Here is a 26,972-nt window from a genome sequence, read left to right on the forward strand (position 1 = left end):
GCTGTTTGGGGAAAGGCTTTTTTGCAAAGGTCTCGGATTAACTTTAAACCGGTACAGCGTTGCCTCGCCTTGCCGTACTATCTGTACTGTCTGCGGTTTCGTCGTCTTGTCCTGATTTAAATTTAATCCACTATATGATGTATTGGATACGGGAGTCTGATTGATAAAACGAAAGGTCGTCTGAAACCTTAAAACAGGTTTCAGACGACCTTTCGTTTAATATACTTGGTTTAATTAACCCGGCTTGCCGTCCAAACGCGGGCGGATGAGCCAAGGGATGTATTTCCATGCGTAAAGCATTAAGGACAGGGCAAACAAGACTGCGGAAGTGCGGATGCTGTGGGTGTAACCGGTGCCGCTGACGAAGGTTGCAATGATGCGGATGACAGTGGCGGCTATCATCAGCCAAAAGGCGACGGGTACGGATTTGGGTGGCGGATAGATGGAGTTGCCGGTATGCCCGAGCGCGGTGCGCGCCATCATGCCCAATGTCAGGACGCCGATACCGCCGACGCCGATGAGATGTACGCCAAGATTAAGGAAAGAGCTGTGGAAGTAGGAAGCACCGATGGCAATCAATCCCAAACCTGTGAACAAATAGCCTGCGAACAAAATCCACAGCATCGGTTCTTTCAAAACGGCTTTATACCACCAGCGGTAAACCTGTACGGTAAAAATCACGCCCGCTGCAAAGGCAAAAGCAGATGAAAGCCAAGGCAGGGCATGGTGCGCCATCAGCATGGCAGTCAGCATGGGCAACCAGAGGGACGCGTGCGCGACCCACATCGGACTGGGGATTTGCGGAACGTTTAGGCGTTTGGAGGTAAAGAAGGAAATAATCCGCATACCGATAAGGCCGATAAAGCCTGAGACCATAATCAGACCGGACTGCAGCCCGCTGAGCAGTGCAGATGCGTTTCCGGCATGCAGTTGGAAGTGGAATGCGGCATGCGTGCAGCCTAGGACGACGATAGCGAATACGGCGACGTAATTGCGTTTGTTTTTGGAACGGATGACGGGCAATGCCATGCAAACTGCGCCGTACCAAAAAAACAGCGTGCCGAGTATGCCGCTGGCGGTTGCACCCCAGCCCGGAATGAAAACGGCAATCCTTGCTGCCAACCAAAATGCGGTCAATCCTGCCAAAACGCCGCCGCGCGTGGGCGGCTGCCCCGTCCAAGTGGCAACGGCGGTCAATAGGAAGGCAATGACGACGAGTCCGGCATAGCCCCAGATCATCTCATGGGCGTGCCAATAAAAATTGGACAACTCGGGCGTACCCGTATAGCCGAAGCCCCAAAGCAGGATGGAGAGTGCGCCGTATAGTGCCGCCAGTGAGTAAAACGGGCGGAATGCCATTGCCCAAACAGGGTGTTTGAAAAAGGCGGTCATGGTAGTTCCTTGGTTTGCTTTTTGAATGGTTTGTTTTAGGTTTGAATGGACAGGAGGGTCGTCTGAAAACGCTAAAATCGTGCTTTTGGACTTTTCAGACGACCTTTTTTATCAGATTCCTTCGGGTTCCGGCAAAAACGGCTCGACTGCGGGAAACAGTTCGCGTTCTTCAAAACGGGCATGGTCGCGCAGAGTAACGGCAAAGTCTTTGTTCCATGCTTCGTTAAGATATTCAGGATTTGCCATCATGCTGCGCAGTTTGGCGTGTTCGGCTTCGAAACGTTCGCGCATCGCAACGGGAATATTCTGCCAATGCGGGGCGAACATGGTTTCTTCTTCGACAAAATGCGGTTCCAATTCAAGGAAATGGGCTTCAAGCTCTGTTCGATGGCTTTCAGCGGGCGCGCGCAGGAGGCGGACGCAGAGTGAAAGGGCGTGATGGTGTTCGCGGGAAAGTTCGATAAGTGCTGGGTGGCGTTTTAACGGCTTCATAATATTTGATTATAATGATAATAAATTATCAAACTGCACTGGATTAATTCAAATGTTTCAGATATTATGAAACTTAATCATATATAAAGTCAAACACATAACGGCGACAGTTCTCCTTAGGACACACTGCCGCCGTTCCAAAAAATAATATATTCAAACAGAGAAAACCATGTATCTGACGCAACATACGGATTATGGTCTGCGGGTATTGATTTATGCGGCCATAAACGACGATTCGTTAGTCAATATCGGAACCATTGCCGAAGCCTATAACATCTCCAAAAGTCATTTGATGAAAGTCGTTACCGCGCTTGTCAAAGGCGGATTTCTGACCAGTATAAGAGGTAAAGGAGGCGGACTACGTCTTGCCGACACACCCGATAAAATCAATGTCGGCGCGGTCGTGCGCCATCTTGAACCCATGCAGATTGTCGAATGCATGGGAGAAAACAATGAATGTCTGATTACGCCATCCTGCCGTCTTGCCGGTATTTTGGGCGGAGCGATTAAGGCTTTCTTTGCACATTTGGACGGGTTTACTTTGCAGGATTTGCTTAACAAGCCGACTTATGATTTGTTGTATGAGCCGAGAATTGAAATTTTTGTAGAAAAAATGAGTAATAAGTCGGCATGATACGATTTTATGAAATTTAAGTTATCAATAGGTGTTTGCGTCTTAGGCGAAGATGGAGACATTTGATTTATTCTGATGATTGTAACATTTTGAACAGGTAAGGTTTTTATTTCAGGCAGCTTATCACCCAATCTAGGTAAAAAATTTTCTTTCCATTTCCATGGGTTTCCTATTTGTAGTGACTAAAATAAGCCTGAAAAAAATAAGCCGCAATCAGATATATTTGTATATCATTAAATTTGTTTCGTTATTGTGATTTTTTTGTTCGTAATCTGGTTAGATGATGAACTTTTTTCATTAAATACATTCTAATCCAATCAACTGAGGCATTAAGTCCTCTTTTTCTTTTGCCTGCTATGATAATGAATAGCAATATCAAAAAATCATGCGTATGATATTAAAATGAGGAAATATTTTTAAATGGATATTCACTAAAAAACAAATGTAAAAATGGGTTGCAAACACAAATTGTTGCTATTATCATGCGTTGATTATGAATAAAGAACGAATTTTAACTCCTTCTGTCGTCATCTCGGTGGTTTTGATCCACGCGGGTTTGGTCGCGTTGTTATGGCAGGCACACAAGCCGCCTGTGCCGGAAATGATGAATATTGAGTTTGTCGATTTGGCAGATTTGGGCGGCGATGGTGGTGGAGACGGTAGTCCTGAGGGCGAAGGTGCGCCGGCGGCTCCGGAAAAGATCCCTGAGCCTGAAAAGCCAAAACCGAAACCCAAGCCGGTTGAGCCTACAAAGCCTGTTATCAAGCCGGTGGTGACGAAAAAAGAGGATGCTGATATCCAGCAGCCTAAAGAGAAGCCGAAGCCGGTTGAAAAACCGAAACCTGAACCTAAGCCGGAACCCAAACCTGAGCCTAAACCGGAGCCACGCCCAGAGCCTAAGCCTGAACCTAAAACAGAATCTAAGCCTGCACCTCAAGCTTCGGAATACACCGGTACTAAAACCGGTCCGAATACTGCGGAAAACGGAAAAGGCAGTGGAGAAGGTAAGGCCCTTCACGGTGAGGGTAAAGGAAGTGGTGGCGGTACGAAAGGTACCGGCAGCGGACGCGGTGAGGGCAGTGGATCAGGCAGTGGCGGTGCCAAAGGTGAGCATGGATCAGGTACCGGTAGCGGCGGAGGTGCAGGAGGTGGAAGCGGTGGCCCTCCTGCTGTCGTAGATAAAGGTTTCCTGCCTACCCCGGCTTACCCACCCCTCTCTCTAGAAAATGGGGAGGAAGGAGTAGTTCATTTATCTATTCTTGTTCAGCCCGGTGGTAAGGTTGTAAAAGTTACCGTAACTAAAAGTAGCGGATTCCAACGTTTGGATAATGCAGCAAGGAAGGCAGCTACTGCCGCCGGCAGCAGATACCCTACAAACCGTTTGACAGAATACCGGGGTAAAATTAATTTCCAACTTCAGTAAATGAACGCGAATTACCTGTATTTTGACAAAAAAGAAATTTTTTAATTTTATTTTTAATCTGGAAAAATTATGGATTTGAAATTAGTGTTTGAGTCAGGCGATTTCGTCCTGATTAGTGTATTCGTACTGATGCTGGTGATGAGCATTGTTACTTGGTGCCTGATTATCCTGCGCACTATCAAACTGAAAAAAGCCAAAAGTGCCAATGCTGAAGTAAAAACGCAAATGCTAAATGCTTTTACGCTGTCGGAAGCGGTACAAAAAGTGAAAAGCATTGATTCACCGATGAGCCGTGTGGCGGACGAATCCCTGCGTGCCTACCAAAGCTATCGTCAAAGCAATGCGAAAACACTTACTACCGAACTGCCTTTGAACGAATACCTCGTCATTCAGATCCGAAACAGTATGGAGCAAGCCATGCGCCAGTTTGACTACGGTATGACTGCTTTGGCATCCATTGGTGCAACCGCTCCATTTATCGGCTTATTCGGTACGGTTTGGGGAATTTACCATGCTTTAATCAATATCGGTCAAAGCGGACAAATGAGTATTGCTGCCGTTGCCGGTCCGATTGGTGAGGCGTTGGTATCTACTGCTGCCGGTTTGTTTGTTGCCATTCCTGCTGTTTTGGCGTACAACTTCCTCAATCGCGGTAAGAAAACCCTCTCTCAAGATATGGACGCTTTCGCACACGATTTACACGTCCGCCTGTTGAATCAAAAGGACTAAATTATGGCATTCGGCTCAATGAATTCCGGCGATGACGCGCCGATGTCGGACATCAACGTTACGCCTTTGGTCGATGTTATGCTGGTGTTGTTGATCGTTTTCATGATCACCATGCCCGTATTGACCCACTCGATTCCTTTGGAATTGCCGACCGCTTCGGAAAAAGCGGCAAAGCAGAAGGAAAAGCAGCCTAAAGACCCGCTGCGACTGACGATAGATGCCAACGGCAGCTACTATGTCGGTGGTGATTCTGCGACTAAAGTCGATATTGATACGGTGATTTCACGTTTGAAAACCGAGAAGCAGGAAAATGCGGATACGATCGTAGCAATTGCGGCTGATAAAGCAGTCGAGTACGAATACGTCAATAAGGCGCTCGAAGCTGCGCGTGAAGCCGGTATCAGTAAAATCGGCTTTGTAACTGAAACTAAGGCGCAATAGGATTATCAGCAGATAAAAGGTCGTCTGAAAGGCTAAAGGCTTTTCAGACGACCTTTTTATAATGGGTTGCCACTCTTTGCTTTGCTATCTTCCTCAACAAGGTAAGCATCGGGCAGGTGGTAGGCTGGGGAAGTGATAAAGGTCGTCTGAATCACTACCAAGCGTTTTCAGACGACCTTTCGTGTTAAATACAACAGGAACAGTACGGATTTGCGTCCCGTCAATGCAGACCATACTACGACCGATTACAATGACTCGGAATTTTCCGGATTTCCGATATTCAAGTTGTCCATTTCTTCTTGATGCGTAGCAAACCATCCGCCGACGACTTGGTTGACTTCTTCTATGCCTTGCTTTTTAAGGCTGGAAAATAGTTGTACGCTGATGCGTTGACGGGTCATATAGGGCTTGAGAGATTTTTTGACTGCGCCTAAAGTTTTGATTTGCTCGTTTTTCGACAGCTTGTCGGCTTTCGACAACAAAATATGCACAGGGCGGCCGGTGATATGGAAAAAGTCCAGCATCCGCAAATCTAGCTCTTTCAATGGGTGGCGCGCATCCATAATCAACACCAAGCCGATGAGCTGGCGTCGTTGTTGGAGATAGTCGCCCAAGAGTTTGACCCAATGCGTACGGATGGCTTCGGGAACTTGCGCATAACCGTAACCCGGCAAATCGACCATGAAGCTGCCATTGCTCAATTCGAAGAAATTGATGTGTTGGGTTCGACCCGGCGTTTTGGAGACGTAAGCGAGCCGGACATGATTGGTCAGGGTATTAATCGCGCTGGATTTGCCTGCGTTGCTTCGTCCGACAAATGCGATTTCTGCGGGCGTGTCGGGCAGGTCTTTGAGATGGTTGACGGTGGTGAAGAATTTGGCGTTCTGAAAGAGGTTCATCCGTATTTCCTTGTTTCCTAGGATGGAGTGGCAGAATTTGCCGTGTCCATGTTGCGAAACATGGTAGTAATTTAATGTAAATCTAGTATAGAATAGCACGTTTATAGAATTATCGGTTTTTATCGGGTAAAATTTATCCGGCGTTTTGAGTATAAAAAAGGCATTGTCGCGGTATGCAATGCTGTAATCAGGAGCACTCCATGAAACGATTGACTTTAGCGGCCTTGGTTTTGGCTGCCGGCGCGGCTGTCGCTGCCCCGAAAGCGGATATTGCAAAAGGCAAAGAAGTGGCTACTACCATTTGTGCGGCATGTCATGCGGCGGACGGCAACAGCGGCATCGCCATGTATCCCAAGCTCGCCGCGCAACACAGTGCCTATATCTACCGTCAAACCTTGGATATTAAAGAAGGCAAACGTACAAACGGTTCCGCCGCTGTGATGAAACCTATGGTGATGAACCTGTCCGAGCAAGACATCCTGAATGTATCTGCATTCTATGCCAAACAACAGGCCAAATCCGGCGAGGCTAACCCGAAACAAAATGATCCTGTTTTGGGCGGCAAAATCTACCGAGGCGGTTTGGTGGATAAAAAAGTTCCTGCCTGTATGTCCTGCCACGGCCCCAGCGGCGCGGGCATTCCGGGCGGCGGTACCGAAATCGGCGCATATCCGCGCTTAGGCGGCCAACATATGTCTTATGTGGTCGATCAAATGAAGGCTTATAAATCCGGACAACGCAAAAACGCGATTATGGAAGATATTGCCAAACGCCTGACCGAAGAAGAGTTGAATGCGGTTTCCAACTTCATCCAAGGTCTGCATTGATTCCTATCAATCCGTCTGTTTGCGGATGATGTGAATATCAAGGTCGTCTGAAAACGCTTGCCCTCGGGCGGTTGTTTTCAGACGACCTTGTGCGATGGTATGCCGCCGCTTTTGAGGCAATAAGTATTTTCAAATGGCAGCCTTTGGCTTTTTGCCCCATCATGTCTATTTTTCGTGCCGTTCGATAATCGGGTCTCTTCCGAATCCCGACCTTCCCCGTATTCTTTATCAAATCAAACCGCTATGAGCAAATCCCCTTCATCCGTCCCCCTTATCCACAAACCTTGGTTCGCTTTTTTAAGCTCCATGCGTTTTGCCGTTGCCTTGCTCAGCCTTTTGGGCGTCGCTTCGGTTATCGGGACGGTGTTGCAGCAAAACCAGCCGCAGGTCAATTATGTCGTGAAATTCGGCCCGTTTTGGTCACAGATTTTCAACTTTTTAGGCTTGTACGATGTTTATGCGTCCGCTTGGTTTGTGGTCATCATGATGTTTTTGGTGATATCGACCAGCTTGTGTCTGATTCGCAATGTTCCGCCTTTCCTTCGTGAAATCAAATCATTCCGTGAAAACGCCAAAGAAAAATCATTGGCAGCGATGCGCCATTCGACCGTTTTGGAAGGCAAGATGTCGTCTGAAATCGCCCAGCGTTATCTCGAAGTACAAGGTTTCAGCTGCAAAACCGTAACGCGCGAAGACGGATCGGTTTTGGTTGCCGCCAAAAAAGGGGCGATGAACAAGTGGGGCTATATTTTTGCCCATACCGCGCTGATTGTGATTTGCTTGGGCGGCTTGATAGACAGCAACCTTCTGCTGAAAATCGGTATGCTGACCGGACGCGTCGTACCGGACAATCATTCCGTCTATGCCAAAGACTTCAAACCGGAAAGCATTTTGGGTACGTCGAACCTGTCGTTCCGCGGCAATGTGAACATTACCGAAGGGCAAAGCGCGGACGTGGTCTTCCTCAATGCCGACAACGGGATGCTGGTTCAGGATTTGCCGTTTGACGTGAAGCTGAAGAAATTCCACATCGACTTTTACAATACCGGGATGCCGCGTGATTTTGCCAGCGATTTGGAAATTACCGACAAGGAAAGCGGCAAAAAATCCGAACACACCATCCGCGTCAACCATCCGCTGACACTGCACGGTATCACCATCTATCAAGCGAGCTTTGCCGACGGCGGCTCCGATTTGAAATTTAAAGCCTGGAATTTGGGCAACTCAAGCCGCGAACCGGTAACGCTCAGGGCGACGTCTATGCGCGATTTCCCGCTCGACATCGGCAATACGTCCTACAAACTGGAGTTTGACCAATTCACGTCTATGAACGTAGAAGACATGGGCAAGTCGTCTGAAAAAGAGCAAACCCTACAATCTGCGATTAACGACGTACGCGCCGTGTCCCAAGAGAACAAAAAATATACCAACATCGGCCCGTCCGTTGTTTACCGAATCCGCGACAAAGCGGGTCAGGCTGTGGAATATAAAAACTACATGCTGCCTGTTAAACAAGAACAGGATTATTTCTTCATTACCGGCACGCGCACAGGTCTGGAACAACAATACCGTTGGTTGCGCATTCCTGCCGATAGAACGTCCAAACCCGATACCTTCATGGCAATGCGCGAACTCTTGAAAGACGAAACCGCACGCAAAACCGTCATCCAAAACGCCACCTTGAACGCGCCCGAAAACATCCGCGAGCAATTTACCCTTGCCGCCGAAAACACCTTGGGCATTTTTGCGAAAGGCGGCTATTTGGCGTTGGACGAATTTATCACTAAAAACATCCCCAAAGAGCAGCAGGAAAAAATGCAGGGATATTTTTACGAAATGCTGTTTGGTGTCATGAATGCCGTATTGGAAGAAACCATCCAAAAATACAAGCTGACCGAGTGGCCTCAAGACGAAGCGCGCAACCGCTTCCTGCTGCACAGTATGGACGCCTATACCGGCCTGACCGAATATCCCGCACCCATGCTCCTGCAACTGGACGGCTTTGAAGAAGTCCGCTCTTCCGGCTTGCAAATGACCCGTTCGCCCGGTGCATTTTTAGTCTATTTAGGCTCTGTTTTGCTGGTTCTCGGCACGATATTTATGTTCTACATCCGCGAGAAACGTGCGTGGGTTTTGTTTTCAGACGACCGCATCCGCTTTGCCATGTCTTCCAGCCGCAACGAGCGCGACCTGCAAAAAGAGTTTCCGCAACATACACAAAGCCTGCAACGACTGGCGAAAGATTTGAACCATGACGCATAACCATAACCCCCTACCCGAACACGAGCTGCTGACGCACAAATCGTTCCTCAAGTCCCTGAATACGGTCGACTGCATATTCGCCCTCCTGACCGCAGCCGGCGCATTCTTCGCCCAAACCCGCATCCAGCACACCATGGACATCTACGAAATGGTGATTTTGTGGGCAAGCGCGGGCATTACCGTCTTTTTAGGCTGGTTTTTCAAACCCATGCGCTGGTTTGTACCTTTGTGTGCCGTCCTCGCATACGGCGCCGTCATGCTCTACGATGGCGAAATCAAACACGCCGACGACTTCCTGCTCAAATACTTCCTCAGCAGCCAGTCCGCGATTATGTGGCAATGCGCCTTCGTCTTCTTCGCACTCTTCGCCTACATCACCGGCGCCGTACTGGCACAACGCAAAAACGTCGCCACCAACACCCTGCTCGGTATGGGTTCCGTATTCGCCTGGGTGTCTGCCGTCGCAGGCTTTACCGGACTTCTAGTGCGCTGGCACGAAAGCTACCTCCTGCGCCCTGACGCAGGACACATCCCCGTTTCCAACCTCTACGAAGTCTTCATCCTCTTCCTCGTCATCACCGCCCTGATGTACCTCTACTACGAAGCCCGTTTCGCCGTACAAAAACTCGGCGGTTTTGTCTTCAGCTTCATGGCGATCGTTGTCGGCTTCGTCCTTTGGTACAGCTTTTCCCGCGAAGCACACACCATCCAACCCCTGATTCCCGCCCTGCAATCATGGTGGATGAAAATCCACGTCCCCGCCAACTTCATCGGCTACGGCGCATTCTGTATCGCCGCCATGCTCGGCATCGCCGAACTTTGGGCGTTGAGAAACGAAAACGCCGGCAAAAAATCATGGCTGCCGCATTCGCAAGTCATCGAAGAAGTCATGTATAAAGCCATCGCCGTCGGCTTTCTGTTCTTCACCATCGCCACCATCCTCGGCGCACTGTGGGCTGCCGACGCATGGGGACGCTACTGGAGCTGGGACCCGAAAGAAACTTGGGCATTCATCGTCTGGCTCAACTACGCCGTCTGGCTGCACCTGCGCCTCGTCGCAGGCTGGCGCGGCAAAATCCTCGCATGGTGGGCAGTCATCGGATTGTTCGTTACCGCCTTCGCCTTCATCGGCGTCAACATGTTCCTGAGTGGCCTGCACTCTTACGGCACCTTGTAAGCGTCAAAGCACAATAAAGAAAGGTCGTCTGAAAAGCTTATATGGTTTTCAGACGACCTTTTTTGAAAATACAGGGCATGCTTGTCCCCCTTTTGCTTTGATAGCTTCGGTTTATAGTGGATTAACTTTAAACCAGTACGGCGTTGCCTCGCCTTGCCGTACTATCTGTACTGTCTGCGGTTTTGTCGCCTTGTCCTGATTTAAATTTAATCCACTATAAAACAGAGATCGCACCCGTAAGAAAAAAGGGAGTATGCCAGCTCCCTTAAACAGAGGTCGTCTAAAAATAGTTTTATATTTTCAGACGACCTTTTCTTTGCATAAAGCACTAAAGGCTTAGTAGCGGTAAGCTGCCAGTTTGCGCCGTATTTCAGGAATGGCGGCTTTCGCGGCACGTTCTCCCTCGGCAATGGCACGTTGTTTTTGGCTGAAGCCGCCGACCGCGCCTAAGTCCAAGACTTGGGGATGGATGACGACATTTGCTTGGCTTAATTCATGTTGCAGGGCAGATTGCGACATGACGTTGATGGATTGGTCGAGGTAGGAGAAAAAGCCTTGTTTGAGGTTTTTAGACGGCCTGTCGGAAATATCAACGGCGATGATGAAGTTTGCTCCCTGTTTTTTTGCCGCGCTGACGGGTACGGGCTGGGTCAGTCCGCCGTCAACGTATCGACGGCCGCCGATCAGGACGGGTTGGAACACGTTGGGGATGGCGGCGGATGCGCGGACTGCCTGTCCGGCATTGCCGCGGTTGAAGGCGACGGCTTTGGAAGATTCGAAGTCGGTGGCGACGGCGGCGAATTTAATCGGGAAGTCTTGAATCGGGCGATTGCCGACTTTGCGGTTGATGTAGTCTTGCAGTTTTTGTCCTTTGATAAAGCCGCTGGTGGATAGGGTCAGATCGACCAAATCGGTTGAGCCGAGAATTTCGGCTTCCAATTCCAAACGGTCGGGACTTGCGCCGGAGGCATACAGGCTGCCGACGATGGCGCCTGCCGACGTACCGGTAACGATTTTGACGGGGATGCCGTTTTGTTTGAGGGCTTTGATGATGCCGATATGGGCAAACCCTTTGGATGCGCCGCCGCCGAGTGCTAAAGCAACGACTGCCTGCGGTTTGGGGGGAGGGGTGATTTGGGTGTTGTGCCGCGGCGGGTTGACGGGGGAAGTGTTGCTTGGACACGCACTGAGGATCAGAACGGAAGAGACGGTCAGCGCGGTACGGAAAACGGAGGAAAAGGAGGATTTCATTTTCAGACGACCTCTGTGTAAGAAGGATGTTTTGCCAGGGTGATAATGGAACACGGTAAATTTTATCTTATCGGTTACGTTAAGATATTATCGTTTGGCATTATCGCACAGCAAGAGGTCGTCTGAAAACGGTTTGTCATTGTTTTTCAGGCTTTTTTACTGCCGTATAGTCTGCCGGTGCGGGAGGGGCGGTTTCCGGCATGATGATGACGGTACTTGAACGGTCGTCCGTCAGCATTTGTGCGGCTTGTTGTACTTCTTCGGCGGTTATGGCCTGTATGCGGCGGCGGATTGCGGCTTCATCGGAATATTTGAACCCGCGCGCTTCCAAACGACCCATCAGCGAAGCTTGTGAAACCATAGAGTCGCGCGCGTAGATTTCCCCCGCCAATGCCTGTGCTTTGATGCGGTCGAGTTCTTCTTTGCTGATGCCGTTGTCGGCGATGTCTTTGATTTCGGACTTCATCTGCGTAAGCAGGGTTTCTGCGGATACGTTTTCAGCAGGCATTCCAAATACACCGAAAAGCGGCATTTCGCGGCTGAGCAGGTCGTAATGGGCATTTGCGCTTAATGCGGTCTGTTTACCGCGTACGAGGTTTTTGTCCAAACGGCTGGAGGTGTTGCCCGCCAAAACGTCGGTCAGGACATCCAAGGCGTAAGGCAGCTTGTCGTTAAGGCGGGAGAGGGCGGGAACGCGCCAGCTGGTGGCAACCAACGGTTGACGGGTTACGGGAGAGGAAGCTTGGGCAAAGGAAGGGGCGCGTTTGACCGGTTCGGCTTTCAGGTTGTTCCGTTCAGGCAAAGATTTACGCGGTATTTTGCCGAACAATCCTGCCGCCGTGCGCAGGGTCTGTTTGGCATCGACATCGCCGACGATGACCAAAACGGCATTATTGGGTGCGTAAAATTGTTTGTACCAAGCACGCAAATCGTCGGCACGCAAGGTGTGCAGGTCTTCCATATAGCCGATAACGGAGGCTTTCATGGAGGGTAGGGTGAAGCTGTTCAGGTAGATTTGCTCCCACATCTTCCCGCCGGCATCGTCTTCTGTACGCTGGCGGCGTTCTTCTCGGATAACGTTCATTTCGTTAGCGAACTCTTTATCGCTGAAATTGAGGTTGTGCATCCGGTCGGCTTCAAGTTTGAGGACTTCGGGCAAGTTGGCAGAGGCGATATTGGCGTAATATACCGTTTCGCTGCGGTTGGTATAGGCATTGTCATCGCCGCCCAAACGGGCGATGCGGCTGCTGTATTCGCCTGATGGTACGGAAGGCGTACCTTTGAACATCATGTGTTCTAAGGCGTGGCTTAATCCGCTTTTGCCCGGTTTCTCATCCACGCTGCCGACTTTGTACCAAATTTGAGAAACGGCGACAGGTGCGCGGCGATCTTCTTTGACGATGATTTTCAGACCGTTGGGCAGGGTTTGGGACAAGGTTTGTGCGAAGGTGGCGCAAGAGAGGAGGCAGGCAGATAGAAAAACGTAACGGCTCAGCATAATGGCTCCTAATAAATAAATGGCAATGGACAGACTGTAACAATAAATTTGCCCTCAGGCTATAAAAAAGGTCGTCTGAAAACCCCGATTCAAGGTTTTCAGACGACCTTTCCACATCCTAAAGTCAGGACAATGAGACTTACACAATGCCTTGCGCCAGCATCGCATCGGCGACTTTGACGAAACCGGCGATGTTCGCACCGTTGACGTAGTTGGTTTTACCGTTTTCAGTGCCGTATTTCAGGCAGGATTCGTGGATGCTTTGCATGATGTCGAATAGGCGTTGGTCGACTTCTTCGCGGCTCCAAGCCAGACGGACGGCGTTTTGGCTCATTTCCAAGCCTGAAGTTGCCACGCCGCCGGCGTTGGAGGCTTTGCCCGGCGCATACAGGATGCCCGCTTTGACGAACTGCTCGACCGCGCCCAAAGTAGAAGGCATGTTCGCACCTTCGGCAACGACGTAGCAGCCGTTTGCCAGCAAGGTTTTGGCGGCTTCTTCGTCCAATTCGTTTTGGGTCGCGCAGGGCAGGGCGACTTCGGCGGCAACGCCCCACGGTTTTTGGTTTTCAAAGTATTTCAAACCTTGTTCTTTGGCATAGGTGGAAACACGTTCGCGACGGACTTCTTTCAGCTCGATAAGCGCGGCGAGTTGGTCTTCGGTCATGCCGCTATCGGGGAAGAGGACGAAGCCGTTGGAGTCGGAAACGGTCAGCACTTTCGCACCCAGTTGGATGGCTTTTTCGGCGGCGTATTGTGCGACGTTGCCGGAGCCGGAAATCAGCACGCGTTTGCCTTCAATCGAATCGCCGCGCGTTTGCAGCATGGATTGGGCGAAGTACACGGTGCCGTAGCCGGTCGCTTCGGGACGGATAAGGCTGCCGCCCCATTCGAGGCCTTTGCCGGTCAGGACGGAGGCAAATTCGTTGCGGATTTTTTTGTATTGACCGAAGAGGAAGCCGATTTCGCGGCCGCCTACGCCGATGTCGCCCGCAGGTACGTCGGTGTTCGGGCCGATGTGGCGGTAGAGTTCGTTCATAAAGGCTTGGCAGAAACGCATCACTTCGGCGTCGGATTTGCCTTTGGGGTCGAAGTCGGAACCGCCTTTACCGCCGCCCATAGGCAGGGTGGTCAAGGCGTTTTTGAACACTTGTTCAAAGGCGAGGAATTTCAATACGCCCAAATCGACGGTCGGGTGGAAACGCAAGCCGCCTTTGTAAGGGCCGATGGCGGAGCTCATTTGAATACGGTAGCCGCGGTTGACTTGGACTTGTCCTTTGTCGTCCACCCAAGTGACGCGGAACATAATGACGCGCTCAGGTTCGACGATGCGTTCAAGCAGGTTTTGTTGGGTGTATTTCGGGTTTTTTGCCAAAAACGGGCCCAAGCTCATGAATACTTCTTCAACCGCTTGGTGAAACGGCTCTTGATTGGGGTTACGTTGTTTGAGGTTGGCAAACAAGGCGTTCAAATCGGTCATTTTATGCTCCCTGTGGATTAGATTGGAAAGGATGATGAATTTGTGGAAAGCAATATAAACCTAATTTTTTTGCCTGCCAAGCGGTTTTGATGAAAATTGTTGACATTATTTTTTTGAGAATTTTATTATTTGGTATATATAGCCAATAAAATATAAAAATATTTTTGAAAATTCCATAATTTTAAAATAAATTGGTTATATATTCTAAGTAATTAAACTAGAAATTTGAAACGAGAGAGTGTAAAAAATTCGATTCAGCGCAAAATTTCATGTGAAAACGGTCAATATTGTCAACAATTTTACGAAAATTACCCTTGGAAAACAGGGTAAGAAGGAAAATAACATATTGAAAGATGAACCTTGTTATTAAATAGATGTCTAGGTAAAGGATGTAGTCAGCTTTCTAAAGCTACCCCTTATAATTCAGTATGATATATTTCGCTCTGATATAATGTGCGGGCAAGGCGTACGGAAGCCGGCGTCTTGTCTTTTTTCAACTTTAGATACTAAGGAACTTATATGTGCGGTATCGTCGGCGCTATCCGCGCCAATCACAATGTAGTCGATTTTCTGACCGACGGTCTCAAACGCCTTGAATATCGGGGCTACGACTCGTCGGGTATCGCCGTGAATATGGATGGCAAAATCAAACGCGTGCGCCGTGTCGGCCGCGTGCAGCTGATGGAGGACGCCGCGCGCGAAAAAGGCGTGTTCGGCCATATCGGCATCGGCCATACCCGCTGGGCGACCCACGGCGGCGTGACCGAACCCAACGCCCACCCCCACATCTCCGGCGGCATGATTGCCGTCGTCCACAACGGCATCATCGAAAACTTCGAAGCCGAACGCGAACGCCTCAAAGCCTTGGGTTACACCTTCGAATCGCAAACCGACACCGAAGTCATCGCTCACAGTGTCAATCACGAATACACCCAAAACGGCGGCAAACTGTTTGAAGCCGTCCGCGCTGCCACCGCCCGTTTCCACGGCGCGTACGCCATCGCCGTGATGGCGCAGGACAAACCTGAAGAAATGGTGGTCGCACGCATGGGCTGCCCGCTCTTGGTGGCATTGGGCGACCAAGAAACCTTCATCGCCTCCGACGTGTCCGCCGTCATCGCCTTTACCCGCCGCATCGCCTATTTGGAAGACGGCGACATCGCCGTATTGAGTGCGAACGGTATCGACAAATTGATCGACAAGACTGGTGCCGAAACCCAACGCACCGTCAAAGTATCCGAACTGTCGCTCGCTTCACTGGAATTGGGCCCATACAGCCACTTCATGCAGAAAGAAATCCACGAGCAGCCGCGCGCCATCGCCGATACCGCCGAAGTCTTCCTTGACGGCGGCTTCGAACCCGAAAACTTCGGCGCGAACGCACGCGAAGTGTTCGATGACATCCACAGCATCAAAATCCTCGCCTGCGGCACGTCCTACTACGCCGCGCTGACCGCCAAATACTGGCTCGAATCCATCGCCAAAATCCCGACCGATGTCGAAATCGCCAGCGAATACCGCTACCGCGACGTGATTGCCGATCCGAAACAACTGATCATCACCATCTCCCAATCCGGCGAAACCTTGGACACGATGGAAGCCCTGAAATACGCGAAATCCTTAGGGCACAAACACAGCCTGTCTATCTGCAACGTCATGGAATCTGCCCTGCCGCGCGAAAGCGAATTGGTGCTGTACACCCGCGCCGGTGCAGAAATCGGTGTCGCCTCCACCAAAGCGTTCACCACGCAACTGGTTGTATTGTTTGGCTTGGCGGTGACGCTGGGCAAACAGCGCGGTTTGGTTTCCGCCGAAAAAGCGAGCGAATACGTCGAAGAACTGCGCCAACTGCCCGGCAGCATCCAACACGTTCTCAACCTTGAGCCGCAAATTGCCGCATGGGCGCAAAAATTCGCCAAGAAAAACAGCGCACTGTTTTTAGGCCGCGGCATCCACTTCCCGATTGCCCTCGAAGGCGCGTTGAAGCTGAAAGAAATCACCTACATCCACGCCGAAGCCTATCCCGCAGGCGAATTGAAACACGGCCCGTTGGCATTGGTGGACGAAAACATGCCCGTCGTCGTCATCGCGCCGAACGACGGCTTGTTGGACAAAGTCAAAGCCAATATGCAGGAAGTCGGCGCACGCGGCGGCGAACTCTTCGTCTTCGCCGATTTGGACAGCAATTTCAACGCCACCGACGGCGTGCACGTCATCCGCGCCCCGCGCCACGTCGGCGTACTCTCGCCAATCGTGCACACCATCCCCGTGCAGCTCTTGTCCTACCACGCCGCCCTCGCACGCGGCACGGACGTAGACAAACCGCGCAACCTGGCGAAATCGGTTACGGTTGAATAAAGCCCGATTTGAACGGTAAAAGGTCGTCTGAAAACTGGATTCTCAAGTTTTCAGACGACCTTTTTTAAATCGACGCGCGCTTTGGATAAACCGAACCCGTAGCGTGGGCTTTGCCCGCGAAGTCTGTTATCCGTCAGTCTGAATCGGACAGTTGACCTTGCATCTGTTTCGCGGGTAGAACCCGCGCTACGGTTTGCTTTGACGGTATCTTAATTCATTTCCTACGCTGATTAAGAGGGCAGATTTGAGATTGAAAGAAGGTCGTCTGAAAAAACGGATTCCCAAATTTTTCAGACGACCTTATATATCGTCCCCAAAAAGGGATGCTTAACAATACTTCTCTATCTGCGTATCACGCCCAAGTCGGCGGTTTACGGTTTACGGTATCGGATTGCGTGGGATAACCATTCTTCAATCTCTATCCACATGGCTCCTCCCATTTACAATAAACCAGGCTGACCCAATGCGGGGTCGGTCGCGCGGGCGGCTTGTGCGTCTTCAATGGTCAGCCCCAAGGCTTTCGCCACACCTTCGCCGTAGGCGGGGTCGCAACGGTGGCAGTTGCGGATGTGGCGGTATTTGATGAAGTCGGGCGCGTCGCCCATGGCTGCGGCGGTGTTGTCGAACAAAGCCTGTTTCTGCGCGTCGTTCATCAGGTTGAACAAGGCGCGCGGTTGGCTGAAATAGTCGTCATCGTCTTGGCGGTAGTCCCAGTGCGCCGCGTCGCCGTTGATTTTCAGAGGCGGTTCGGCGAAGTCGGGCTGTTGCTGCCATTGGCCGAAGCTGTTGGGTTCGTAGTGCGGCAGGCTGCCGTAGTTGCCGTCGGTGCGGCCTTGTCCGTCGCGCTGGTTGCTGTGGACGGGGCAACGCGGGCGGTTGACGGGGATTTGGCGGAAATTCACCCCCAGACGGTAGCGTTGCGCGTCGGCGTAATTGAACAAACGGGCTTGCAGCATTTTGTCGGGGCTGGCGCCGATACCGGGCACAAGGTTGCTCGGTGCGAAGGCGGATTGTTCCACATCGGCGAAGAAGTTTTCGGGATTGCGGTTCAACTCGAATTCGCCCACTTCAATCAGCGGATAGTCTTTTTTCGGCCAAACTTTGGTCAGGTCGAAAGGATGATACGGCACTTTTTCCGCATCGGCTTCAGGCATGACTTGGATGTACATCGTCCATTTCGGAAACTCGCCGCGCTCGATGGCTTCGTACAGGTCGCGCTGGTGGCTTTCGCGGTCGTCGGCGATGATTTTTGCGGCTTCTTCGTTGGTCAGGTTTTTAATGCCTTGCTGGCTGCGGAAATGGAATTTCACCCAGAAACGTTCGCCCGCTTCGTTCCAAAAACTGTAAGTATGCGAACCGAAGCCGTGCATATGGCGGTAGCTGGCGGGAATGCCGCGGTCGCTCATGACGATGGTGACTTGGTGCAGGGCTTCGGGCAGCAGCGTCCAGAAGTCCCAGTTGTTCGTGGCGGAGCGCATATTGGTGCGCGGGTCGCGTTTGACCGCCTTGTTCAGGTCGGGGAATTTACGCGGGTCGCGCAGGAAGAACACAGGCGTGTTGTTGCCGACCATATCCCAGTTGCCTTCTTCGGTATAAAACTTCAACGCAAAGCCGCGGATGTCGCGTTCTGCATCGGCTGCGCCGCGCTCGCCCGCCACGGTGGTGAAACGGGCGAACATCTCGGTTTTTTTGCCGACTTCGCTGAAGATTTTGGCGCGGGTGTATTTCGTGATGTCGTGCGTTACGGTAAACGTACCGAACGCGCCCGAACCTTTGGCGTGCATACGGCGTTCGGGGATGACTTCGCGCACGAAGTCGGCGAGTTTTTCATTCAGCCACAAATCCTGCGCCAGCAACGGGCCGCGCGGACCGGCGGTCAGGCTGTTTTGATTGTCGGCAACGGGCGCGCCGTTGTTCATGGTCAGGTGGGTTACGGGACATTTAGAGACAGTCATAATAATTTCCTTTGTGAAATGGTCAGTGGTTTATAAAACGATTTGCCGAAAAGCATATTCGTAGCCGGTTTCTTGGCATTCATAAATTTCTTGTATCGACATTTATTTTTCCTTTTGTTTAAGCTATGAATAGGACTATACAGAAAGGTTTTGACTATTGGAACTATGACTTCAATTTAATATTGTTATTATTAATTGAGATTTGATTTTTGTTAGATTTTTATTATTGATTAATGCATGAAATAGAAAAAGGTCGTCTGAAACTGTTTTCAGACGACCTTTTGTATCTCCGTTCGCATTAAAGCTTGCGCATCATCATCATGAAATATGCGCCGCCTATGAGCGTGGCCATCATTCCGGCGGGGACTTCGTAAGGGAACATTACCTGCCTGCCCAGCCAGTCGGCCGTCATCATAACCGATGCGCCGATGAGTGCGGCGGCGGCAAGTTGCTGTTTGGGCAGGCGTGCGCCGAGCATACGGGCCAGATGCGGCGCAAGCAGTCCGACGAAGCTCAAGGGGCCGATAAGCAGGGTGGATAAGGCGGTTAACGCTGCGCTTGAGACGATCAGCACCAACCGTGCGAGGGGGACGTTGATGCCGACAGAGCGGGCGATTGTCGCGTTCAGGCTGAGCAGTCCGAGCCAGCGTTGCAGCGGGAGGATGAGGAGGAGCGAGGCGACGGCGAGGAGGCCGACAGTAAGGGCGGATTCGGGCGTTGCCTGATAGGTCGAACCTGACATCCACAATAAAAGCAGTTGTACGCGGAAATCGCCGCTTGCCGTCCAAATGCGGATGGCGGCATCGGCGAGTGCGGCCAGCGCCATGCCGGTAAGCAGGATTTTTTCGGGGGTAAATCCGTTTTTGCGGTTGAACAGCATCAACAGCCCCAAGGATACGAGAGCGGAAACGATGCCTGTCAACCAAAACCAGCCGCTGCCCGAGGTAATGCCGAACAGCATCACTACCGCCATCGCGCCGAATGCCGTTCCGGAGCTGATGCCCAAGAGTTCGGGTCCCGCCATCGGGTTTTGCGTCAGCCTTTGCAGTATGACGCCGGTCAACGCGAGCATGGTGCCGGTGGCGGCGGCGAGCAGCACGCGCGGGTAGCGGAATACGAAATATTCCGGGTCTATGGTCAGGCGCAGGGTTTCGTCATAGCGTCCGACCGTAAACGCCAATACCGATACGGCGACGGCGATAAGCGGCAGAAAGCGCAAGAGGCGCGGGACGTGCGGTGCGGCGGTTGAAATATCGGAGGTCGTCTGAAACGAAGGCCGCGGAGGTGCTTTCGCCGTCAGCCACAACAAAAGCGGCGCGCCGACGAGGGCAGTTACAGCGCCGGCGGGCAGATCGGTGCCGCGGTAGTGTTTCAGCAGCATCAGGCCGTTGTCCGTCAGCATCAAAAGCAGTGCGCCGACGATGAAGGAACAAATCAGGCGCATGGACAGCGTGCGTACGCCCATTTGCCGCACCAGCGTCGCCGCCGCCAATCCGACAAAGCCCATCATGCCGACAAAGCCGACCACGCCCGCACTCAAAAATGCAGCAACCGCCAAAGACAGCAGGCGGATTTTCTTCACCGGTATACCTGCCGATTCCGCCTGCGTGTCGCCCAGGCTCATGATGTTTAACGGTTTGATTAAAAAGGCGGTAAGTATGGCGGCAACGGCAATCCGCCACAAGAGCCCCAACGTATCGCGCCAACTGTCCTGCACCAGGGAGCCGCTGCCCCACTGCATCACGCCGCGCGTCTCTTCGCTGAAAAACAGCATCACGATACCGGTGAGGGAACCCAGATACAGGCTGACCACCAAACCCGCCAGCACGACGCTGAGCGGTTGCAGGGCGCGCCGTGCCGACAGCCGCAATACCGCGCCCAAAGCCGCCGCTGCGCCGGCAAACGCCACGGCGGACGTGCCGTATGCAAGGAAGGAAGGGGCGAACACGGTCGCCGCCACCAAAGCCGCCTGCGCGCCGCTACTAACTGCCAGCGTACTGTCGGATGCGAGCGGATTGCGCATCAACTGCTGCATCAGCATGGTCGCCATCGCCGTACTGCCGCCCGCGAGCAGCGCCATCGCCATGCGGGGCAGGGTGTTGTTCTGCACCATCAGTGCGTCCAAAGGCAGGCTGTCGGGACGGTCAAACAGCCGCAGCCACGGCAGCGTCCATTCCAGCTTCAATATCCAAAACGCCGTCAGCGCGCACGATATTGCCAACGCGGCGGCAAGGATAGGCAGGGGTCGTCTGAAAATCTTTACCATGTGACTTCCTTTTGTGCGGACGGGTTTTCAGACGACATCGAACGCATCAGTTGCAAAGTGAAACGCTGCATGGACGGCAGCGCGCCGTAGCTCCACGACGGCTCGAAGATGCGGCGGTTTGCAGGGCGGCTGAACGGCAGGCGTTGCCAAAGCGCGCTTTTTTCGAGCGTTGCACGTGTATTTTGAGGATGCGGTTTGACGATGATCAGCAGCGTGTCCGGCGGCAGCTTTGCTAAATCTAAAAGCGTGATGTTTTCGAAACCCCATTCGTTGCTTTTGCCCGTCCAGGCATTGTTCAGCCCCAATTTGTCGAACACGGCCTGAAACAGCGAAGTCTTGCCGTAAATCCGCAAATGCCGCCCGTCGGCAAACTGCACCACCGCAAACGGGCGGCCGCGATATGCCGAAAGCGCGGGTTTGGCGCGGGCAAACAGGTTTTCCGTACCGGCAATCAGCTTTTCGGCAGCGGCAGGGTCGCCGATGATTTTACCCAGCCTGCGCGTGGCTTCGACCGTGTGGGCATATTCGATGCCTTTTGCCGTGCCGAAATCCACTTCGCGTACCGGGGCGATTTTTTCAAACTGGGACTTGGCGGCGGCATACCAGGAAGATTGCACGAAAAAATCAGGCTTTATCTGATACAGCCGCTCCAAATTCGGCTGGAAGCGCAGCCCCGCTTCCTTGACGGCAGCGGGCAGCGGCGGATGGTTCACCCAGGTATCGTACACGCGGCGGTCAGCGACGCTGACGGGCGGATGCCCCATCGCCGTCAGTGTTTCGGCGACCGTCCAGTCCGAAGTCGCCACGCGCGGTGCGGCGGGTGCAGGCAGGGAAAACAGGAGGGCGGCGGTAAAAAACAGCCGTGCGGCAAGGCGGGGAATGTCGTCTGAAAAGCGGTGGGACATCAGCTTGGAAGGTCTTTCGGTTTTTGAATAAAGGGTCGTCTGAAACATATCGGATACAGGTATTCCACAATGGTCTGCGATGTCATCCGGTTTGGATTCGGGCGGCGGATTTTATGGTCGGAGCTTATGCGGCGGGACGGCTTGCCTGCGTCAAGGCAATGCCACGGGGCGGCCGTTTTCAGGATGGGCGATGATGTTCATATCGACGCTGTAAATGTCTTTCAACACTTCTGCGGTCATGATGTCGGCGGGTTTGCCCGTTTTTAATAGCCGTCCCTGTTTGAGCGCGACCAGTTCATCGCAATACTGCGCCGCCAGATTAATGTCGTGGATGACGATGATGACGCCCAAACCCAAATCGCGAGACAGCTTGCGCACCAGTGCCATCACGTCGATTTGGTGGGCGATGTCCAAAGCGGCAAGCGGTTCGTCCAGCAGCAAAAAGCGGCTTTGCTGCGCCAGGCACATCGCCAGCCAGACGCGCGAACGTTCGCCGCCCGAAAGCGTATCGACGATTTGATCGGCAAATTTTTCCGTATGCGTCAGCCGCAACGCCTGTTCCACCGCCTGTCTGTCCGCATCGTTCGTGCGCCCTAAAAGCCCGCTCCAGGCATAACGCCCCATCATAACCAGCTCACGCGCGGTCAGCGCGGTGGCGGCGGGCAGGTGCTGCGGAAGATAGGCGACTTCTTTGGCGTATGCGCGGGCGGAATAGGCGCGTATTTCTTTGTCGTTCAGCAATATCCTGCCGCCTGCGGGTTCATGCTGGCGGGTAAGCAGTTTCAACAGCGTGGACTTGCCCGAGCCGTTATGACCGATGAGGCCGTACACGCGGTTAGGGGAAAAGTTGACGCTGATGTCGTGCAGCAGCGAGCGGCCGGGTATGGCGAAGGTGGCGTTTTGGATTTGGAACACGTTTCAGACGACCTTTTGGTGGGTTTGACGTTATTCGGAGAAAGCGGTGGAGCGGCAAAACCCATTGCCCGTTGTCGGTGCCGATGCCGCAAAGGCGGAGTTTTACGGCGGTTGTCCGAAAGCGTAGGGCAAAGTCGGACGCTTCAGGCTCCAAGGTCGTCTGAAAACGTTTCAGACGACCTTTGGACCGTTGGAGGCCGTTTGCCGCCCGTCCCTTAAAAATTGACCGAAGCCGACAGGGTGAAGCTGCGCGGTGCGCCGGCGTTCAGGTAGCCGTTGTTAGGGTATCCGCCGACGGATGCCCAGTATTTCTTGTTGGCAACATTATCGAGGCGGGCGCGGAAGGTAGCTTCGTGCCTGCCGATTTGGGTGCGGTAGCGCGCACCGAGGTCGAAGCGCGTCCAGCCGCCGACTTTAAGCGTATTGGCCGCATCGGCGTAGGAAGAACCGGTGTAAACCATGCGTCCGTCAAATGCCAAACCCTGCACTTTCGGCACTTCCCATTCCAAGCCGATGTTGGCCTGGGTTTTGGCCACACCGATGGTGCGTTTGCCGTCGGTCGAGGACGAGCCGGTGGATTTCTGTTTGGCATCGAGCAGGGTAATGCCGCCCAAGAGCCTCACACCTTGTGCGACTTCCCCGTAAACGGTGATTTCCGCACCTTGGTGGCGGTCTTTGCCTTCGGAAGTGAGACGGGCGGTGTTGTTTTCGACAACGTAGAGCGAACGCGGTTTGTCGGTGTGGAAGAGCGTCAGGCCTGCGCCGAAACCGCCTGCTTCATATTTGGTGCCGATTTCCTTTTGTTTTGAGACAAAGGGTTTCAGCGATTCGCCGGCATTGCTGACGGTGTAGGTCGTACCGTTGACGGTCGCGCTTGAGGCGGCGGTCGCGCCTTGGCTCAGGCTTTCGATGTAGTTGCCGTAAACCGACCAGTTGGGAGTGATGCGGTAAACCGCGCCGGCGGCAGGGCTGATGCGCGATTTTTTGTAGTCTTCGGTTTGCGTGCCTGTATTGTAGGCGTAGCTTTCATTGTGAAGCTGCTGCCAGCGTGCGCCAAGCGTGAATTGCAGGCGTTTGTCCCAAAGGCTGAAGGTGTCGCCCAGCGCGAAGCTGGTCAGGCGCGTTTTGCCGGTAACGGCAGGATTGCCCAAGTCGTTGCCGGAAAACATCGGGTTGCTTGCGGCAGGCAGCGGATAGTAGGAGGGGTTGTAGAGGTTGGTCGCGTGGCGGTTGCCCCAGTCCATGATGTAGGCGTTTTTGCGCGAGGACTGGAAGCGGTTGGCGGCGGCAACCCATTCGTGTTCTACCGCGCCGGTGTTGAATTTGCCGCGCAAACCGACTTCGCCCGTATCAATTTTGTCTTTACGCGCGTTGTCGAAGCGGTAAATCGAGCCGTTGCCGTTGATGTTGCTGACGGTCAGGTTTGCCAAGGAGTTGTTTTCCTTGCTGCGGCGGAAGCCATAGGCGGCGTAGGCAGTCAGGTTGTCGTTGAAATCGTATTCGCCGCGCATTGTGCCGAACCAGTCGCGCTCGTTGGAATACGTCCACGGCTGCGCCCAGTTGGATGAGGCATCAGGCGCGGCCGGCACGGCGGTCAGGCCTGACAGGGTAACATTGGTACGCGTGGCTTTGAGCTTGTTGTCCTGCCAGCCCAAATCGGCGGACAGGCGGGCATTTTCATTGCGCCAGTCTAGGCCGACATTGACCAGGCTGAGTTTGGACTTTTCGTCGTCTATTGCGGTTTTGCCGTTATGGTGCGCCGCATTGACGCGCACGCCGAATTCCTGATTTTGTCCGAAACGGCGCGCCACGTCCGCCGCCAAACCACCGCGTTTTCCCGCGCCGTAATTGGCAGTCAGCCGGTTCAATCCTTCATTGGACGCGCGTTTGGGCAATACGGATACCGTGCCGCCGATATTGTTGCCGCCCGGCGCCATGCCGTTTAAGAAGGCGGATGCGCCGCGCTGGACTTCCACGCGTTCGAAAAGCTCAGTGGCGATGTATTGGCGCGGCAGGATGCCGTAAAGGCCGTTGTACATGGTATCGTCCGATTCGGCGGCAAAGCCGCGTATGAAATACGCTTCCTGAAAATTGCCGTAACCGCGCGCAACGCGGACGGTCGGGTCGTTTTGCAGTACGTCGCCGACGCTGCGCGCATGTTTGTCCTGAATCAGCCTATTGGTGTAAGCAGTATTGGAGAACGGCGATTCTAGGTTTTTTTTATTGCCCAAAATACCCACGCGGCTGCCGCGCGCCACCTGTCCGCCCTTAAATGCAGGAATCAAACCGCCCTTGGATGCGTCCGCGCTGGCGGTTACGGTGATGGTTTCAAGTTCGGCGGTTTCTCGGACTTGGGGTTCGTCTGAGGCAAATGCCGCCGAAACGGCAAGGAGGGAGAGGCTGAGGATGCTGAGTCTGGAAGCGGGCTTAATCATTTGTATTTTCTTTCAAAAGTCGGTCGTAACGGTTAATTCTAAAAGAAAATTAATTTCATTTCAAAAAAATATAGTGGATTAAATTTAAATCAGGACAAGGCGACGAAGCCGCAGACAGTACAGATAGTACGGCAAGGCGAGGCAACGCCGTACTGGTTTAAAGTTAATTCACTATAAATGATAAAAGGTCGTCTGAAACTGTTTTCAGACGACCTTTTGACTGAATGGCTGTCAACTTTACCGTTTACGCCGCGTCATACAAACCGCGCACCACCCTGCCGATGGCGGCGATGCCTTTTTCCAGCGTTTCCGCGTCCTGAGCGATGCTCATGCGGATGCACTCGTGGGCGTGCGGGTAATCCTGCGTGTCGATGCCGACGAAGAAATGTTCGCCCGGAATAATCAGCGTGCCTTCGGCTTTGAGCATTTCGTACAGGGTTTGCGACGAAACGGGCAGGTTTTCAAACCAGAGCCACAGGAAAATCGCGCCTTCGGGCTTGTGGATTTTCAGCGGATACGCGCCCAGCTCGCGCTTGAGCAGCGAGACGGCGGTTTGCGCCTGATTGCGGTAAAACGGCCGGATGACGTCGTCTGAAAGCTGTTTCAGACGGCCGTCCTGCAACAGCGGCGTTGCGATGGCTGCGCCGAAGCGGGTGGGCGACAGGTTCACAATCGCGTTCAGGCTGCTGACGGCTTTGACGACTTCGGGCGCGGCGACGATGATGCCGGTACGCACGCCCGGCAGGCCGACTTTGGAAAGGCTGAAGCAAAGGATGATGTTTTCGTGCCAATTCAACGTAACATCGCTGTAAATGATGTTGGGGAACGGCATTCCGTAGGCGTTGTCGATAATCAGCGGAATGCCGTATTCTTGCGCCAAAGCGTCCAGCCGTGCCATTTCACCGTCGGTCAGCACATTGCCGGTCGGATTGGTCGGGCGCGAACAGCAAATCGCGCCGATTTTGCCTTCTTTCAGCTCGGGCAGACTTTCCAGCGCGTCAAAGTCCACACGGTATTTGAAGAAGCCTTCTTCGCCTTCGTGTTCGACAGCTTCGATTTTCGGTTTGACGGAAACGAAGTGCTGCCCTTCGACATGCACGTCGGCATAGCCGATGTATTCGGGCGCGAGCGGCAGCAGGATGGCTTTTTCTACGGAAAGGTCGTCTGAAACCTTGAATTTGCCACCGAAGAGGTTGAAAAGATAGAAAAACGCGTTCTGCGAACCGTTGGTCAGCGCGATATTGTCGGCGGTCAGGTTCCAGCCGTATTCGCGGTTGAGGAAGGAGGTCAACGCGTCAATCAGCGCGGCATCGCCTTGGGGGTTGGAGTAGTTACCAATGTTCTCGACGGCGTGTTCTGCTGCCAGTTTGGAAAATACGTCGGCGAACACGGCATTGACTTCGGCAATCCGCGCCGGATTACCGCCGCCGAGCATGTTGACGGGCCTGTCGCTTTTGAGCGCGTCGCCGAGGTCGTCCATAAGTTGCAGGATGCCGCTGTGTTGCGTGAATTTTTCGCCGAATGCCGAGAACTGCATGATGACTCCGTGTAAATATGATTGGTGGGGATTATATCAGCTTGATATGGTGAGGGGTCTCCTGCCAGCCTGAAAACGGGTTTCAGACGACCTTTGATA

20 protein-coding genes and 1 pseudogene are annotated in these 26,972 nt (G+C 52.8%); 9 read left to right on the top strand and 12 right to left on the bottom strand.

Features of this window, described 5'->3' with window-relative positions:
* Nucleotides 1-234: 234 nt before the first annotated feature.
* Nucleotides 235-1,392, bottom strand: coding sequence for an NnrS family protein (locus HMPREF2954_RS03925; protein WP_045073553.1), 1,158 nt, complete (start codon nt 1,390-1,392; stop codon nt 235-237).
* A 111-nt stretch (nt 1,393-1,503) separates the two neighbouring features.
* The gene (locus HMPREF2954_RS03930) at nt 1,504-1,884 is read right to left on the bottom strand and encodes a hemerythrin domain-containing protein (protein ID WP_045073551.1); all 381 of its coding nucleotides are present in this window, start codon (nt 1,882-1,884) and stop codon (nt 1,504-1,506) included.
* A 169-nt stretch (nt 1,885-2,053) separates the two neighbouring features.
* Here HMPREF2954_RS03930 and HMPREF2954_RS03935 point away from each other — a divergent pair, with 169 nt between their 5' ends.
* The 4 genes from HMPREF2954_RS03935 (at nt 2,054) to HMPREF2954_RS03950 (ending at nt 5,111) form a co-directional block, all read left to right on the top strand.
* Nucleotides 2,054-2,518, top strand: coding sequence for an Rrf2 family transcriptional regulator (locus tag HMPREF2954_RS03935; RefSeq protein WP_039406692.1), 465 nt, complete (start codon nt 2,054-2,056; stop codon nt 2,516-2,518).
* 493 nt (nt 2,519-3,011) lie between these two features.
* The gene (locus tag HMPREF2954_RS03940) at nt 3,012-3,941 is read left to right on the top strand and encodes a TonB family protein (protein WP_045073547.1); all 930 of its coding nucleotides are present in this window, start codon (nt 3,012-3,014) and stop codon (nt 3,939-3,941) included.
* A gap of 69 nt (nt 3,942-4,010) precedes the next feature.
* Nucleotides 4,011-4,670, top strand: coding sequence for a MotA/TolQ/ExbB proton channel family protein (locus HMPREF2954_RS03945; protein ID WP_039406686.1), 660 nt, complete (start codon nt 4,011-4,013; stop codon nt 4,668-4,670).
* A gap of 3 nt (nt 4,671-4,673) precedes the next feature.
* A complete protein-coding gene (locus tag HMPREF2954_RS03950; protein ID WP_039406683.1) occupies nt 4,674-5,111 on the top strand; it encodes an ExbD/TolR family protein in 438 nt (145 codons plus the stop codon).
* A 245-nt stretch (nt 5,112-5,356) separates the two neighbouring features.
* Here the strand turns inward: HMPREF2954_RS03950 and yihA are convergent, their stop codons facing one another.
* Complete coding sequence (gene yihA, locus HMPREF2954_RS03955; protein WP_045073544.1) at nt 5,357-6,010, bottom strand: ribosome biogenesis GTP-binding protein YihA/YsxC; 654 nt, start codon at nt 6,008-6,010, stop codon at nt 5,357-5,359.
* Nucleotides 6,011-6,210: 200 nt separating this feature from the next.
* On the opposite strand from yihA, the gene HMPREF2954_RS03960 reads away from it, so the two are divergent.
* The 3 genes from HMPREF2954_RS03960 (at nt 6,211) to ccsB (ending at nt 10,276) form a co-directional block, all read left to right on the top strand.
* Nucleotides 6,211-6,837, top strand: a complete 627-nt coding sequence (locus HMPREF2954_RS03960) for a c-type cytochrome (RefSeq protein WP_003759506.1) — start codon at nt 6,211-6,213, stop codon at nt 6,835-6,837.
* A 306-nt stretch (nt 6,838-7,143) separates the two neighbouring features.
* Nucleotides 7,144-9,099, top strand: coding sequence for a cytochrome c biogenesis protein ResB (locus tag HMPREF2954_RS03965; RefSeq protein WP_045073620.1), 1,956 nt, complete (start codon nt 7,144-7,146; stop codon nt 9,097-9,099).
* A complete protein-coding gene (ccsB, locus tag HMPREF2954_RS03970) occupies nt 9,089-10,276 on the top strand; it encodes a c-type cytochrome biogenesis protein CcsB (protein ID WP_045073541.1) in 1,188 nt (395 codons plus the stop codon). Before HMPREF2954_RS03965 ends, ccsB begins: the two co-directional genes overlap by 11 nt.
* 336 nt (nt 10,277-10,612) lie before the next feature.
* On the opposite strand, the gene HMPREF2954_RS03975 is transcribed toward ccsB, so the two are convergent.
* From HMPREF2954_RS03975 to gdhA, 3 genes are all read right to left on the bottom strand, one after another.
* The gene (locus HMPREF2954_RS03975) at nt 10,613-11,527 is read right to left on the bottom strand and encodes a patatin-like phospholipase family protein (RefSeq protein WP_045074326.1); all 915 of its coding nucleotides are present in this window, start codon (nt 11,525-11,527) and stop codon (nt 10,613-10,615) included.
* 136 nt (nt 11,528-11,663) lie between these two features.
* Nucleotides 11,664-13,025, bottom strand: a complete 1,362-nt coding sequence (locus tag HMPREF2954_RS03980; protein ID WP_045074329.1) for a M16 family metallopeptidase — start codon at nt 13,023-13,025, stop codon at nt 11,664-11,666.
* Nucleotides 13,026-13,164: 139 nt separating this feature from the next.
* On the bottom strand, nt 13,165-14,502 hold the full coding sequence (gdhA, locus tag HMPREF2954_RS03985) for an NADP-specific glutamate dehydrogenase (protein ID WP_039406668.1): 1,338 nt from the start codon (nt 14,500-14,502) through the stop codon (nt 13,165-13,167).
* A gap of 519 nt (nt 14,503-15,021) precedes the next feature.
* On the opposite strand from gdhA, the gene glmS reads away from it, so the two are divergent.
* Nucleotides 15,022-16,860 (top strand): glutamine--fructose-6-phosphate transaminase (isomerizing), encoded by a 1,839-nt coding sequence (glmS, locus tag HMPREF2954_RS03990; protein WP_045074332.1) that lies wholly within the window; start codon nt 15,022-15,024, stop codon nt 16,858-16,860.
* Between the two features lie 440 nt (nt 16,861-17,300).
* Here glmS and katA read toward each other — a convergent pair whose 3' ends face one another.
* The 5 genes from katA to HMPREF2954_RS04015 form a co-directional block, all read right to left on the bottom strand.
* Nucleotides 17,301-18,815, bottom strand: coding sequence for a catalase KatA (gene katA / locus HMPREF2954_RS03995; RefSeq protein ID WP_070689012.1), 1,515 nt, complete (start codon nt 18,813-18,815; stop codon nt 17,301-17,303).
* A 298-nt stretch (nt 18,816-19,113) separates the two neighbouring features.
* Complete coding sequence (gene fhuB, locus HMPREF2954_RS04000; protein ID WP_052673336.1) at nt 19,114-21,081, bottom strand: Fe(3+)-hydroxamate ABC transporter permease FhuB; 1,968 nt, start codon at nt 21,079-21,081, stop codon at nt 19,114-19,116.
* Nucleotides 21,075-21,986, bottom strand: a complete 912-nt coding sequence (locus tag HMPREF2954_RS04005; protein WP_231574646.1) for an iron-siderophore ABC transporter substrate-binding protein — start codon at nt 21,984-21,986, stop codon at nt 21,075-21,077. Before HMPREF2954_RS04005 ends, fhuB begins: the two co-directional genes overlap by 7 nt.
* 150 nt (nt 21,987-22,136) lie before the next feature.
* Nucleotides 22,137-22,901 carry an ABC transporter ATP-binding protein gene (locus HMPREF2954_RS04010; RefSeq protein WP_045074339.1) on the bottom strand — a complete coding sequence of 255 codons (765 nt, stop codon included), beginning with the start codon at nt 22,899-22,901 and terminating at the stop codon, nt 22,137-22,139.
* 215 nt (nt 22,902-23,116) lie between these two features.
* Complete coding sequence (locus HMPREF2954_RS04015) at nt 23,117-25,336, bottom strand: TonB-dependent receptor (protein WP_045073928.1); 2,220 nt, start codon at nt 25,334-25,336, stop codon at nt 23,117-23,119.
* Nucleotides 25,337-25,396: 60 nt separating this feature from the next.
* Between HMPREF2954_RS04015 and HMPREF2954_RS12885 the strand changes: the two are divergent.
* Nucleotides 25,397-25,510: pseudogene (locus HMPREF2954_RS12885) on the top strand (IS5/IS1182 family transposase); the annotation flags it as partial.
* 70 nt (nt 25,511-25,580) lie between these two features.
* On the opposite strand, the gene HMPREF2954_RS04020 reads toward HMPREF2954_RS12885, so the two are convergent.
* A complete protein-coding gene (locus HMPREF2954_RS04020) occupies nt 25,581-26,873 on the bottom strand; it encodes a valine--pyruvate transaminase (RefSeq protein ID WP_045073930.1) in 1,293 nt (430 codons plus the stop codon).
* Nucleotides 26,874-26,972 lie beyond the last annotated feature (99 nt).

Origin of the sequence: Neisseria sp. HMSC067H09 (assembly GCF_001814135.1) — a bacterium.
Classification (GTDB): domain Bacteria; phylum Pseudomonadota; class Gammaproteobacteria; order Burkholderiales; family Neisseriaceae; genus Neisseria.

Excerpts from the sequence above, each read along its gene's own strand:
- HMPREF2954_RS03975 (WP_045074326.1), bottom strand. The coding sequence starts at position 11,527 with ATGAAATCCTCCTTTTCCTCCGTTTTCCGTACCGCGCTGACCGTCTCT.
- katA (WP_070689012.1), bottom strand. The coding sequence starts at position 18,815 with ATGACTGTCTCTAAATGTCCCGTAACCCACCTGACCATGAACAACGGC.
- HMPREF2954_RS03925 (WP_045073553.1), bottom strand. The coding sequence starts at position 1,392 with ATGACCGCCTTTTTCAAACACCCTGTTTGGGCAATGGCATTCCGCCCG.
- yihA (WP_045073544.1), bottom strand. The coding sequence starts at position 6,010 with ATGAACCTCTTTCAGAACGCCAAATTCTTCACCACCGTCAACCATCTC.
- HMPREF2954_RS03980 (WP_045074329.1), bottom strand. The coding sequence starts at position 13,025 with ATGCTGAGCCGTTACGTTTTTCTATCTGCCTGCCTCCTCTCTTGCGCC.
- fhuB (WP_052673336.1), bottom strand. The coding sequence starts at position 21,081 with ATGGTAAAGATTTTCAGACGACCCCTGCCTATCCTTGCCGCCGCGTTG.
- ccsB (WP_045073541.1), top strand. The coding sequence starts at position 9,089 with ATGACGCATAACCATAACCCCCTACCCGAACACGAGCTGCTGACGCAC.
- gdhA (WP_039406668.1), bottom strand. The coding sequence starts at position 14,502 with ATGACCGATTTGAACGCCTTGTTTGCCAACCTCAAACAACGTAACCCC.
- HMPREF2954_RS03945 (WP_039406686.1), top strand. The coding sequence starts at position 4,011 with ATGGATTTGAAATTAGTGTTTGAGTCAGGCGATTTCGTCCTGATTAGT.
- HMPREF2954_RS04005 (WP_231574646.1), bottom strand. The coding sequence starts at position 21,986 with ATGTCCCACCGCTTTTCAGACGACATTCCCCGCCTTGCCGCACGGCTG.
- HMPREF2954_RS04015 (WP_045073928.1), bottom strand. The coding sequence starts at position 25,336 with ATGATTAAGCCCGCTTCCAGACTCAGCATCCTCAGCCTCTCCCTCCTT.
- glmS (WP_045074332.1), top strand. The coding sequence starts at position 15,022 with ATGTGCGGTATCGTCGGCGCTATCCGCGCCAATCACAATGTAGTCGAT.
- HMPREF2954_RS04020 (WP_045073930.1), bottom strand. The coding sequence starts at position 26,873 with ATGCAGTTCTCGGCATTCGGCGAAAAATTCACGCAACACAGCGGCATC.
- HMPREF2954_RS03950 (WP_039406683.1), top strand. The coding sequence starts at position 4,674 with ATGGCATTCGGCTCAATGAATTCCGGCGATGACGCGCCGATGTCGGAC.
- HMPREF2954_RS03930 (WP_045073551.1), bottom strand. The coding sequence starts at position 1,884 with ATGAAGCCGTTAAAACGCCACCCAGCACTTATCGAACTTTCCCGCGAA.
- HMPREF2954_RS03940 (WP_045073547.1), top strand. The coding sequence starts at position 3,012 with ATGAATAAAGAACGAATTTTAACTCCTTCTGTCGTCATCTCGGTGGTT.
- HMPREF2954_RS03965 (WP_045073620.1), top strand. The coding sequence starts at position 7,144 with ATGCGTTTTGCCGTTGCCTTGCTCAGCCTTTTGGGCGTCGCTTCGGTT.
- HMPREF2954_RS03935 (WP_039406692.1), top strand. The coding sequence starts at position 2,054 with ATGTATCTGACGCAACATACGGATTATGGTCTGCGGGTATTGATTTAT.
- HMPREF2954_RS03960 (WP_003759506.1), top strand. The coding sequence starts at position 6,211 with ATGAAACGATTGACTTTAGCGGCCTTGGTTTTGGCTGCCGGCGCGGCT.